General features: G+C 63.5%; 2 protein-coding genes (1 of these 2 cut by a window edge). Both read left to right on the forward strand.

What is annotated here, in order from left to right:
• Positions 1-13,017, forward strand: a complete 13,017-nt coding sequence (locus M5G26_RS12805; RefSeq protein ID WP_273915565.1) for a non-ribosomal peptide synthetase — start codon at positions 1-3, stop codon at positions 13,015-13,017.
• Positions 13,014-14,094, forward strand: partial view of a non-ribosomal peptide synthase/polyketide synthase gene (locus tag M5G26_RS12810; protein ID WP_273915566.1) — the 5' end (the start) only. The gene runs 16,748 nt beyond the window's last position; only the first 1,081 of its 17,829 coding nucleotides appear in the window; the start codon lies at positions 13,014-13,016; its stop codon lies off the right edge, out of view. Before M5G26_RS12805 ends, M5G26_RS12810 begins: the two co-directional genes overlap by 4 nt.

Consider the following 14,094-nt stretch of genomic DNA (forward strand, 5'->3'; position numbering starts at 1 on the left):
ATGCATTTCAGCGAACTGATGGCTGTTATTTCCACCCATGCGATCCGCCTTCAACAGGAAGATGAAGACCTGGTCATTCTGGGCAGCGACGACGCGCTGGATGACGCGTTGTGGGACAGCCTCGCGGCGCACAAGGCGCAATTGCTGGAACTGGTCGCCGAACACGGCGGTGATTGGCTGAGCCCGGCCTTTCGCATCACCCCTGACATGCTGCCGCTGGTGAATCTGCAGCAGGATGCCCTCGACCGCATCGTCGCCACGGTGCCGGGTGGCGCCGCCAACGTACAGGACATTTATCCGTTGTCCGCGTTGCAGGAAGGCATGCTTTATCACCATCTCTCGGCGGTTGCCGGTGACCCCTACAGCTCTCAGGCGCTTTTCGTATTCGCCAGCCAGGAACGGCTTGATGCGTTCGCGCAGGCGCTGCGTTGGGTGGTCAAACGTCACGACATCCTGCGCACCTCGTTCGTATGGGAATACCTCGACGAGGCCGTGCAAGTGGTCTGGCGCGAGGCGCCGCTGGTGTGTCAGGAAATCACCGTGAACAGCGGCACCGACGTTTTGGCGCAACTGCTCGAACGTCATGAGCCACAGAACTTCTGTCTCGACCTGCAGCAAGCGCCGCTGCTGCGCATCGTCTATGCGCAGGATCCCGCCGAGGGCCGCGTGGTCGCGCTGTTGCTGTTTCATCACATGATCATTGATCACGTGGCGCTCGATGTGATGCGCCGGGAAATTCAGGCATATCTGCTCGGGCAGACCGCGCACGTGTCTGCGGCGGTGCCGTATCGCGATCATTTGGCCAGGGCACGCAATGCTGGCAACGAGCAGGCGCAGGAAGGGTTTTTCCGCGAGATGCTCGCCGACATCGACGAGCCAACGCTGCCGTGCAGTTTGCAGGATATACAGGGCGACGGCCACACCATCGAGCAAGCCTCGTTGATGCTCGACGGTCGCTTGATCCGGCAGTTGCGCGAGCAGGCCCGGCAGTTGGGCGTAAGTGTTGCAAGCCTGACGCACTTGGCACTGGCGCGGGTGCTGGGGCAATTGTCCGGGCGCACTTCGGTAGTGTTCGGCACAGTGCTTTTGGGGCGGATGGACGCAGGCGAGGGGGGTGAACAGGCGTTGGGGATGTTCATCAACACGTTGCCGCTGCGGGTCGATGTTGGCGAGCAAAGCGTGCGTGCTGGCGTGCTGGCGACCCATCGGCGCCTGACCGCGTTGTTGGCCCATGAGCAAGCCTCGCTGGCGCTGGCGCAACGCTGCAGCGCGGTGGCAGTGCCGACGCCGCTGTTCAGTGCGATCCTCAATTACCGGCACAACAGCGTCGAAGCCGTCGCTGACGTCGTCAACATTGCCCCCGGTGTGCAAATGGTGGGCGTGCGCGGGCGCACCAACTATCCGCTGACCATCAATATCGATGATCTCGGCGAAGACTTGCGCCTCACTGCGCTGGCAGATTCCGTGCTCGGTGCCGAGCGCATGACGACTTATCTGAATACGGCGCTGGAACGCCTGGCCGCAGCCTTGCAAGACGCTCCCGACGCCCCGATGCACACGCTGCAAATCCTACCCGCCCGCGAACGCGAACAACTGCTGCTCGGCGTTAACTCTCCGTTGGCGCAGTTCCCCGAAACACCACTGATCCACCAACAGTTCGAAGCTCACGCGCAGGCCCGACCAGACGCCACGGCGCTGATTTTTGAAGGGCAAACGCTCTGCTATGGCGAACTCAATCGTCGCGCCAACCAGGTAGCGCATCATCTGTTGGCCCTGAACATTCGTCCCGATGACCGCGTGGCAATCTGCGTGGAACGCGGCCCGCAAATGCTCATCGGCCTGCTCGCTGTGCTCAAGGCGGGCGCCGGTTATGTGCCGATCGATCCGGCCTATCCGCTCGACAGAATCAGTTTCACCATGCAAGACAGCGCCCCGGCAGCGGTGCTGATGCAGTCCGCGACGCGCGATCGCGTGGCCGCTCTCGAGGTGCCGCAGATTGACCTCGACAGCGCTCACCTCAAGGCCGAACTCGACAGCAATCCGCAGATCCCCGAACTGACCCCGGCGCATCTGGCGTACGTGATCTACACCTCCGGCTCCACCGGTCTGCCCAAAGGCGTGATGGTCGAGCACCGCAACGTGACGCGGCTGTTTTCTGCTACCCACGACTGGTTCCAGTTCAATCAGCAGGACACCTGGGCGCTGTTCCATTCCTTCGCCTTCGACTTTTCGGTGTGGGAAATCTGGGGCGCATTGGCTTTCGGCGGGCAATTGCTGCTGGTCCCGCAAGCTCTCAGCCGTTCGCCGGACGACTGCTATGCATTGCTCTGCGAAACCGGCGTGACCGTGCTCAACCAGACGCCGAGCGCCTTCCGCCAACTGATCGCCGCGCAGGGCCGCAGCACGTTGCAGCACTCGTTGCGGGAAGTGATTTTCGGCGGCGAAGCGCTGGAGCCGGGTCTGCTCAAACCGTGGTATGCGCGGGTCGGCAATGCCGGCACACGACTGGTCAACATGTACGGCATCACCGAAACCACGGTGCACGTGACCTATCGGCCGCTGCAAGCTGCCGACGCGCAATTGCTTGGCGTCAGCCCGATAGGCGTGCGCATTCCCGACCTGCAACTGTATGTCCTCGATGCGCAGCGTGAACCGGTTCCGGTCGGCGTGATTGGCGAGTTGTACGTCGGTGGCGCGGGCGTGGCGCGCGGTTATCTGAATCGCGAAGCGCTGACCGCCGAACGCTTTATCAATGATCCGTTCGGCGAAAACGCCGAGGCGCGCTTGTACAAAACCGGCGACCTGGCGCGCTGGGCCGCTGACGGCAACCTCGAGTACCTGGGGCGCAACGACGATCAGGTGAAAATTCGCGGTTTCCGCATTGAACTGGGCGAAATCGAAGCACGCCTGTCTGCCTGCGCAGGCGTGCGCGAAGCCGTGGTGATCGCCCGCGAAGACAGCCCCGGCGATCAGCGTCTGGTCGCGTACTGGCTGGCCGACGAAGGCGTCGCGCCGGATGTGGCGCAATTGCGCGATCAACTGCTGGCTTCGCTGGCTGAGTACATGGTGCCGAGCGCCTTCGTGCGTCTCGACGCTTTGCCGCTGACCGCCAACGGCAAGCTCGACCGCAAAGCCCTGCCTGCGCCGGACAGCGAAGCCTTCGCCCGTCGTGGTTTTGAAGCGCCAGTCGGCGCCGTGGAAAACCTGATCGCCGGGCTCTGGCAGACGTTGCTGGGTGTCGAGCAGGTCGGCCGCCATGACAACTTTTTCGAACTCGGTGGTCATTCGCTGTTGGCAGTGAAGCTGATCGAACGCATGCGCCAACAGGACCTGCACTGTGATGTGCGCGTGCTGTTCGGTCAGCCTAGCGTGGCAGCGCTGGCGGCGACTCTGAGCAGCGAACGCGTCGTCGTCGTTCCCGACAACCAGATCGAACCGGGTTGCACGCGCATTACTCCGGCGATGCTGCCGCTGGCCAATCTCGATCAAACCGCAATCGATCGTGTCGTTGCAACTGTGCCGGGCGGCATCGCCAATGTGCAGGACATCTATGGGTTGGCGCCGTTGCAGGCGGGGATTCTCTATCACCATCTGGCGACCAGTGCTGGCGATCCGTATGTGTTGCAGACGCAATTCGCCTTCGACGGTCTGGCGCAGATCAAAGAGTTTGTCCGAGTCTTGAACGGCGTGATCAAACGTCATGACATTCTGCGCACCGGCATCGTCTGGGAAGGACTGGAAGAGGCGGTGCAAGTGGTCTGCCGTGAGGCGCCACTGGCGCTGGAGCGCGTCGATGCCGATGAACTCGACGGCGACGTGCTGGAGCAGATGCAGGCGCGTTTCGATCCACGCCACTATCGTCTCGACCTTGATCGCGCGCCGCTGATGCGCTTTGTCTACACCGAAGATCAGTCGCACAACCGTTGGATCGGCATCCTCCTGATGCACCATATCGTCCTCGATCACACCGCACTGGAAGTGCTGGTCGCGGAAATGAGCGATGTAATGCTCGGCCATAGCGTCGATCTGCCGCCGCCGGTGCAGTACCGCCACTTCGTCGCACAGGCGCGGCTCGGCGCCGATGATCGGGCCCACGAAGCGTTCTTTCGCGAGATGCTCGCCGACATTGACGAGCCGACCGTGGCCTTCGGTTTGCAGGACGTGCACGGCGACGGCAGCGCCATCCTCGACAGTCATGCCGAGCTGGACGCCGGCCTCGGCCAACGTCTGCGCGAGCAGGCGCGGCGGATGGGTGTCAGCGTTGCCAGCCTGGTGCATCAGGCTTGGGCTCAGGTGTTGGCGCAGGTTTCCGGCCAGCAAGACGTGGTGTTCGGCACCGTTTTGCTCGGGCGCATGCAAGGTGGAGAGGGCGCTGATCGGGCGCTGGGCATGTTCATCAACACCTTGCCGTTGCGCGTCAGCGTCGGTACGGATTCGGTAGAGAGCGGCGTGCGTGCCACCCATGCACGCCTGGCGCAGTTGCTCGGCCATGAGCAAGCCTCGCTGGCACTGGCTCAGCGTTGCAGTGGTGTCGCCGGTTCGCAGGTGCTGTTCAGCACCTTGCTCAACTACCGCCACAGTGCGCCCGAGTCGGCCGCCGTAGCGTGGGATGGCGTGCAGATTCTCAGCTCCCGCGAGCGCAGTAACTATCCGCTGGTGATCAGTGTCGATGACCTCGGCGAAGGTTTCCGCTTGAGCGTGCAAGCGGTGCCGCAGGTGGACGGTGCGCGGGTCTGCGATTTCTTGCAAACCGCGTTGCACAGCCTGGTCACGGCGCTGGAGTACACACCGCAGGCGCCGTTGCAGCAGCTGTCGATCGTGTCGCCAAGCGAGCGGCAACGGGTGCTGGTCGGCTTCAACATCAGCGGTCGTGAATACCCGCCCGCGCAGACCGTGCCGCGTCTCTTTGAAGCGCAAGTCCTGGCGCACCCCGAGGCGCTGGCGGTGGTGCAGGGCGAGCAACAGTTCAGCTACCGCGAACTGAATCAGCGCGCCAATCGCCTCGCCCATCACCTGATCGGCCTCGGCGTGCAAGTCGATGACCGTGTTGCGCTGTGCCTGCGTCGTGGCCCGGACATGCTCGTTGCGCTGCTGGCGATTCTCAAGGCCGGCGCCGGTTACGTGCCGATTGACCCCGATTACCCGGCTGAACGCATCGCCTACCTGTTGCAGGACAGCGACCCGATCGCGGTGCTGGCGCAGGCCTCGACGCGCGACCTGCTCGGCGCCGTCCCGGTGATTGATTTGCACGCCAGCGACTGGCGCCACCTGCCTGACGATAATCCGCAACGGCCGGGGCTGACTCCGGAAAACCTGGCTTACGTGATCTACACCTCGGGTTCTACCGGGCAACCGAAAGGCGTGATGGTCGAGCACCGTACCCTGGAAAACCTCGTGCACTGGCACGCCGAAGCCTTCGACCTGCACGCCGGCAGCCACACTGCCAGCGTCGCCGGTTGCGGCTTCGATGCCATGGCGTGGGAGGTCTGGCCAGCGCTGTGCGTCGGCGCGACGGTGCATCTGCCGCCGGTGTCGATCGGCAACGAACACCTCGATGAATTGCTCGAATGGTGGCGCGCGCAGCCGTTGCAAGTGAGCTTTCTGCCGACCCCGGTGGCCGAATACGCGTTCAGTCGCGGGCTGGGTCATCCGACCCTGCGCACGTTGCTGATCGGTGGCGACAAGTTGCGCCAGTTTCCGCGTGATCAGACCTTCGACGTAATCAACAACTACGGCCCGACCGAAGCCACGGTGGTCGCGACTTCCGGGCGCATCGAGCCCGGGCGGGTTCTGCACATTGGCCGGCCGATTGCCAATGCCAAAGTCTATCTGTTGGACCGTCAGCAACAGCCCGTGCCAACCGGTGTGCAGGGCGAGTTGTATGTCGGTGGCGCCGGGGTAGCGCGCGGCTATCTTAATCGTCCGGAACTGACCGCTGCACAATTTCTCGACGACCCGTTCAGCGACGAGCCGCACGCACGCATGTACCGCACCGGCGACCTCGCGCGCTGGCTGGACGACGGCAATATCGAATACCTGGGACGTAACGACGATCAGGTGAAACTGCGCGGTGTACGGATTGAGCTGGGCGAAATCGAGGCGGCGCTGAGCGCCCACGACGCGGTTCGCGAATGCGTGGTACTGGTGCGTGACGGGCGTCTGGTCGCCTGGTTCACCGCAAGCGAATCTGTCGAGATCGGCGACTTGCACCAGCATCTGCAAGCACGACTGCCCGACACTTTGGTACCGGCCGCTTACGTGCGCCTGGACAGCCTGCCGCTGACCGCCCACGGCAAACTTGACCGTAAGGCTTTGCCCGAGCCGGATCAGGACGCGTGGCTCAGTCGTGAATACGAAGCACCGCAAGGCCCGGTCGAAACGGCGTTGGCGCAGATCTGGGCCGACGTACTCAACATCGAACAGATCGGCCGTCACGATAACTTCTTCGAACTCGGCGGCCATTCGCTGTTGGCGGTGAGCCTGATCGAACGCATGCGTCAGGCCGGTCTGAGCGCCGATGTGCGCGTGCTGTTCAACCAGCCGAACCTGGCCGCCCTGGCGCGGGCCTTGGGCAGTGGCCGGGAAATCGCAGTGCCGGCCAATCTGATTGCGGCCGATTGCACGCACATCACTCCGGACATGCTGACCCTGACCACGCTGGATCAGGCCAGTATCGATCGTATCGTCGCCACGGTGCCGGGCGGCGCTGCCAATGTGCAGGACATCTATCCGCTGGCACCGCTGCAGGAAGGCATTCTTTATCACCACCTGAGTGCCGAGCAGGGCGATCCGTACCTGCTGCAATCGCGTCTGGCCTTCGACAGCCTCCAACGTTTGCAGACCTTCGCCGAACACTTGCAGCAGGTCATCGCCCGCCACGACATTCTGCGCACCAGCGTGGTCTGGCAAGGCTTGCCCAACCCACAACAAGTGGTCTGGCGCGAGGCGCAGATGGTCGTGCAGCAAGTGTCGCTTGATGCACAGGACGGCGACATTCTCGAGCAGTTGCACGCGCGTTTCGATGCCCGGCATTTCCGCCTCGACTTGAATCAGGCACCGCTGATCCGCATGGTCTACGCCGAGGATCCGTTGCACCAGCAAGTGGTCGCGATCGTGCTGTTCCATCACTCGATTCTTGACCACACCGCCATGGACGTGATCGGTCGGGAAATGCACGCGTTGATGTTCGATCAGCTCGACACACTGACGCCGCCGATGCCGTATCGCAATTACGTGGCGCAGGCCTGCTTGGGTGCCGATGAGCAGGAACATGAAGCGTTCTTCCGCGAGATGCTCGGCGATATCGACGAGCCGACCTTGCCCTTCGGTCTGCAGGATGTCCAAGGCGACGGACGTGGCATCGAAGAAGCGCTGCAACCGGTGGATGCCGCTCTCAATTTGCGCCTGCGTGAACAGGCGCGGCAGTTGGGTGTTAGCCCCGCGAGCCTGATGCACATGGCCTGGGCGCAGGTGCTGGGCGTGGTCTCCGGGCGCCGCGACGTGGTCTTCGGCACGGTGTTGATGGGGCGCATGCAGGGCGGCGAGGGCGCCGACCGCACGTTGGGGGTGTTCATCAACACCTTGCCGCTGCGCGTCGATCTCGCTGAAGGCGTGCGCGCCGGGGTGAAAACCACCCATGCACGGCTGACGGCGCTGCTCGGTCATGAGCACGCTTCGTTGGCGCTGGCCCAACGTTGCACGGCCATGGCCGGCTCCGCACCGTTGTTCAGCGCCTTGCTCAATTACCGGCACAGCGCCGCCGCACAACAGCCGCGTGATGACCAAGGTATCTGGCAAGGCGTGCGCATGCTCGGCGGCGAGGAGCGCAGCAATTATCCGCTTACCTTGTCGGTGGATGATCTGGGCGAAGGTTTTGCCCTGGATGTGCTGGCGGTTGCGGAGATCGGCGCGCAACGGATTTGCAGTTACATGCACACCGCACTGGAACATCTGGTGACGGCACTGGAAGAGACGCCGCAGCGTCCGCTCAACCGATTGCCGATGCTTTCGGTGGCGGAATACGAGCACTTGCTGCTCGGCTTCAACCAGCACTCCGCGGCCTATCCGCGTGGCTCGACGATTCACCGTCTGGTTGAGGTTCAGGCCGAGCAGCGGCCGGATGCGCTGGCAGTGGTTCAGGGCGCACAGCAACTGAACTACGCGCAGCTCAATCAGCGTGCCAATCGCCTGGCCCATCACTTGCTCGGCCTCGGCGTGCAGCCCGATGACCGTATCGCCGTGTGCCTGCGCCGTGGCCCGGACATGCTCGTCGCGTTGCTGGCGATCCTCAAGGCCGGCGCCGGTTATGTGCCGGTCGATCCGGCGTACCCGGCAGAACGCATCGCCTATCTGTTGCAGGACAGCGCGCCGATAGCGGTGCTGGCGCAGGCGTCGACGGCTGATTTGCTTGGCGCCGTGCCGCTGATTGATCTGGACAATCCCGCCTGGCAACAGCTGCCCGAGAGCAACCCACAATTGCCGGCGCTGACCCCGGCGCATCTGGCCTACGTGATTTACACCTCCGGCTCCACCGGCCAGCCGAAGGGCGTGATGGTCGAACACGCGACGCTGGAAAACCTCGTGCACTGGCACTGCGAGGCCTTCGACCTGCGCGCCGGTAGCCACACGTCGAGCGTCGCCGGCTTCGGTTTCGACGCCATGGCGTGGGAGGTCTGGCCGGCGCTGTGCGTGGGCGCGACCCTGCATCTGCCGCCGGAGTCGGTGAGCAATGAGCACCTCGATGAGTTGCTGGCATGGTGGCGTGCGCAGCCATTGCAGGTGAGTTTCCTGCCGACGCCGATCGCCGAATATGCGTTCAGTCGCGACCTCGGCCACCCGACCTTGCGCACGCTGTTGATCGGTGGCGACAAGCTGCGGCAGTTCCCCCGTCAGCAGACCTTCGCGGTGATCAATAACTACGGCCCGACCGAAGCCACGGTGGTTGCCACCTCCGGCGCGGTCGAGGCCGGGCAGGTGCTGCACATCGGTCGACCGATGGCCAACGCGAAAATTTATCTGCTCGACGACCAGCAGCGCCCCGTGCCGGTCGGCGTCGCCGGCGAGTTGTATGTCGGCGGTGCCGGTGTGGCGCGCGGTTATCTGCATCGCCCCGAGCTGACGGCCGAACGCTTCCTCGACGACCCGTTCAGCGACGAACCGCAGGCGCGCATGTATCGCACCGGCGACCTCGCACGCTGGCTCGCCGACGGCAGTGTCGAATACCTGGGGCGCAACGATGATCAGGTCAAACTGCGCGGCGTGCGCATCGAGTTGGGTGAAATCGAAGCGGCGTTGAGCGCTCACCCGGCCGTGCAGGATTGCGTGGTGCTGGTGCGCGACGGGCAGTTGCTGGCGTGGTTTACCGAACGGCTGAACGTCGACATCGAGGACTTGCGCAGTCATCTGCAAGCGCAGTTGCCGCAAGCGCTGGTGCCCGCTGCTTACGTGCGTCTGCAAGCACTGCCGCTGACCGCCAACGGCAAACTTGACCGCAAGGCGTTGCCGGAGCCGGATCAAACGGCGTGGCTGAGCCGCGAATATGAAGCGCCGCAAGGTTCGGTGGAAATCGTGCTGGCACAGATCTGGTCCGAAGTCCTCAACGTTGAACAGGTCGGCCGTCACGACAACTTCTTCGAACTGGGCGGGCATTCCCTGCTGGCGGTGACGCTGATCGAGCGCATGCGCCAGGTCGATCTGAGCACCGACGTGCGCGTGCTGTTCAGCCAACCGACCCTGGCCGCGCTGGCGGCGGCGGTGGGCAGCGGCCGCGAGGTTGCAGTGCCGGACAATCTGATTCCCGCCGATTGCACACAGATCAACCCGGACATGTTGACGCTGGTGCAACTGGATCAGGCCAGCCTCGAGCGCATCGTCGCCACGGTGCCGGGTGGCGCTGCCAACGTGCAGGACATTTATCCGCTGGCGCCGTTGCAGGAAGGGATTCTTTATCACCACCTCAGCGCCGTGAAAGGCGATCCGTACCTGCTGCAATCGTGTCTGGCGTTCGACAGCGTCGAGCGTGTTCAAGCGTTCGCGGCGGCGCTGCGTCAAGTCATGACCCGCCACGATATCCTGCGTACTTCGATAGTCTGGCAAGGCCTGCCGGCGCCGGTGCAAGTGGTCTGGCGGCATGCGGAGCTACCGGTCCAAGCCGTGGCGCTGGAGCCGGCGCAGGGCGAAGCCATCGATCAGTTGCGGGCGCGCTTCGATGCACGGCATTGCCGTCTGGAACTTGATCAGGCACCGCTGCTGCGTCTGGTATATGCCCTCGACGCAGACCATCAGCGCGTCGTCGCCATGCTGTTGTTCCATCACATCGCCATGGACCACACCGCGCTGGCGGTGGTCAGCGAAGAAATGCAGGCGATTTTGCGCGGCGATGAGCGATTGCCGGCGCCCGCTGTGCCATACCGCAATTATGTCGCGCAGACCCGTCTTGGTGTCAGTGAACAAGAGCACGAAATATTCTTCCGCGAGATGCTCGGCGACATCGACGAACCGACGCTGCCGTTCGGTTTGCAGGATGTGCATGGCGACGGCAATGACATCGAGGAAGTCTGCCAGCCACTGCCTGCCGTGGTGGCGCAGCGTTTGCGCCGTCAGGCGCGATTGCTCGGCGTCAGCGTCGCCAGCCTGTTCCATCTCGCCTGGGCGCGGGTGCTGGCGGCAACGTCCGCTCAGGAGCGCGTGGTCTTCGGCACGGTGTTGCTCGGCCGCATGCAGGGCGGGGCGGGCGCGGATCGTGGGCTGGGCATGTTCATCAACACCTTGCCATTGCGCGTGGATGTTGACGAAAGCGACGTGCGCGCCGGGGTCAAGGCGACCCATGCGCGGCTCAGTGCGCTGTTGGCCCACGAACATGCCTCGCTGGCGTTGGCCCAGCGTTGCAGCGGTGTCGCGGCGCCGTCGCCGCTGTTCAGCGCGATGCTCAATTACCGCCATAGCGACAGCGAAACTCAGCAAACTACCAAGCGTGAGGCTTGGCAGGGCATCGAATCCCTTGCCGGCGAGGAGCGCACCAATTACCCGTTGACCCTCAACGTCGACGATCTCGGCAACGGCTTCCAACTGACAGTGATGACGCCGTCGCGCATTGGTGCGGCACGCGTTGGTCAGTACATGCACAACGCGCTGATCGCACTGGTTGAAGCCTTGGAGCACACACCACAGCAACCGTTGAACCGCCTGACGGTGTTGGCGGACGAGGAGCGGCAGGCGTTGTTGTTTGGCCTCAACGACACCGACGTCGATTACGATTTGCAGCAGACGCTGCACGGCTTGTTCGAAGCGCAGGTGCGGCGTACGCCACAGGCTGTCGCCGTCGTCGCCGGTGAGCAGGCATTGAGCTACGCGCAGCTGAACGAACACGCCAACCGCTTGGCCGGGCATTTGATCAGCCTTGGCGTGCAAGTGGATTCGCGGGTGGCGATCTGCGTCGAACGCAGTCTGGAAATGGTCATCGGTCTGCTGGCGATCAACAAGGCCGGCGCCGCGTATGTACCGCTGGACCCGGCCTATCCGCCGGAGCGCCTCGCTTACATGCTCAAGGACAGCGCGCCGGCCGTGGTGCTGGTGCACGGGGCGACCCGCGCACTCCTGGGAGACCTGTCTGCACCGGTAATCGACCTTGACCAGAACACCTGGCAATCCTTGTCCGCAGACAATCCGCAAATCCCGGCGCTGACACACCAGCACAGCGCGTACGTGATCTACACCTCGGGCTCCACCGGCCAGCCGAAAGGCGTGGTCAACGAGCATGCCGGTGTAGTCAACCGCTTGCTGTGGATGCAGGACGCTTACCAACTGACGGATGCCGATTCGGTATTGCAGAAAACCCCGTTCAGCTTCGACGTGTCGGTGTGGGAGTTCTTCTGGCCGCTGATGACCGGTGCGCGACTGGTCATGGCACGACCGGACGGGCACAAGGATCCGCAATACCTGAGCGAAGTGATCGAGCGCGAACACATCACCACGCTGCACTTTGTGCCATCGATGCTCGACGTGTTCCTCGCCAACAGCGACACCACACGCTGCGACTGCGTGCGGCAGGTGATGTGCAGCGGCGAGGCGTTGCCGGGCAGTCTGGTGCGGCGCTTCAAACTGCAATTACCGGGCAGCGCGTTGCATAACCTCTACGGCCCGACCGAAGCGGCCGTCGACGTAACGGCGTGGGATTGCGCCGGCTCCATCGAGCAGACGCCGGACAACACCCCGATCGGCAAACCGATCGCCAACACCCGCCTGTACATCCTCGATGCGCAACAGCAACCGGTGCCGCAAGGCGTGATCGGCGAGTTGTACATCGCTGGCGTGCAGGTGGCGCGCGGCTATCTGAACCGGCCTGAGCTGAGTGCCGAGCGCTTCCTCAACGATCCGTTCCAGCCTGGCGGGCGCATGTACCGCACCGGCGACGTCGCGCGGTATCGGCCAGACGGCAATATCGAGTACTTGGGACGTAACGATGATCAGGTGAAGATCCGCGGTCTGCGTATTGAGCTGGGCGAAATTCAGGCGCGGCTTGCCCAGATCGACGGTGTGCAGGAAGCCGTGGTGGTCGCCCGAGAAGACGTACCGGGCGACAAACGTCTGGTCGCCTATTACACCGGTGAGCGTTTGGAAATCGACCTGCTGCGCAGTCATTTGCTCGAGCATTTACCGGACTACATGGTGCCCTCTGTGTTCGTGCATCTCGACGCTTTGCCACTGAGCCCCAACGGCAAACTCGACCGCAAGGCCTTGCCGGCGCCGGATCAGCAATCGCTGAAAACCCGCGAATACGAAGCCCCGGTCGGCGAAGTGGAAATCACCCTCGCACGGCTGTGGGCTGAACTGCTCAACGTCGAACGGGTAGGGCGCCACGATCACTTCTTTGAACTGGGTGGTCACTCGCTGCTGGCGGTCAGTCTGATCGGCCGGTTACGTCAGGAAGGCATGGAAGCCGATGTCAGGGCGTTGTTCGAACAACCGACCCTGGCCGGCTACGCCGCAATTACGGAAAGAATGGAGATCGTCCTGTGAATGTGCTCGAACTGTTGGCAACCCTGAAGACAAAAGACATTCAGTTGGCGGTGACCGATGAGCAATTGCGCGTCAACGGCAACAAACAGGCGTTGAGCGATCCGGCGCTGCTGGCCGCGTTGCGCGAGCACAAACCGGCGCTGATCGAACTGATCAAGGCCGGGCAATACTCGGCCACCAAGGCCGGTCAGGTCGAGGTGCCGGTCAACGGCATCGCTGCCGACGCCACGCAGATCAGCCCGTCGATGCTGACCCTGGTCGAGCTGGATCAGGCCAGCATCGATCTCCTCGTGGCGCAAGTGCCCGGCGGCGCGGCGAATGTGCAGGATATCTACCCGCTGGCGCCGTTACAGGAAGGCATTCTTTATCACCACGTCAGTGGCGGTGAAGGCGATCCGTATGTCATGCAGTCGCAATTCGCCTTCGCCAGCCGCGAACGTTTTCAGGCGTTCGCGCAAGCCTTGCAAACGGTGATCGATCGCCACGACATTCTGCGCACTTCGGTGCACTGGCAAGGCCTGGACGCGCCGGTGCAAGTGGTCTGGCGCCGCGTCGAACTGCCCGTGGAAGAGGTCGTGGTGCCTGACGGTGACAGCGATGTGCTGGCCTACCTGCACGCGCGTTTCGACGCCCGACACTTTCGCCTCGACGTCAGCTGCGCGCCGCTCATGCGCCTGGCCCATGCCTGGGACGAAGCCGGGCAACGGGTGATTGCGACCCTGCTGTTCCACCACATGGCTCTCGACCACTCTGCCCTCGACGTGGTGCGGCATGAAATGCGCGCCTGCCTCAGCGGGCAGAGCGAGTTGCTCGGGCGGCCGGTGCCGTTTCGCAATTACGTGGCGCAGGCGCGTCTGGGTGTCAGCGAAGCCGAGCATGAGGCTTTTTTCCGCGACATGCTCAGCGACATCGACGAGCCGACGTTGCCGTACGGTTTGCAAGACGTGCAGGGTGACGGCAGCGAGATCACCGAATTGAGCCAGCCGATCGAGCCGCTGCTGGGCCAGCGCTTGCGCGCCCAGGCACGCCAGCTCGGGGTGAGTGCCGCGAGCCTGTTTCACCTCGGTTGGGCGCAGG

The sequence above is a fragment of the Pseudomonas sp. TNT2022 ID642 genome (genome assembly GCF_028656995.1).
Classification (GTDB): domain Bacteria; phylum Pseudomonadota; class Gammaproteobacteria; order Pseudomonadales; family Pseudomonadaceae; genus Aquipseudomonas.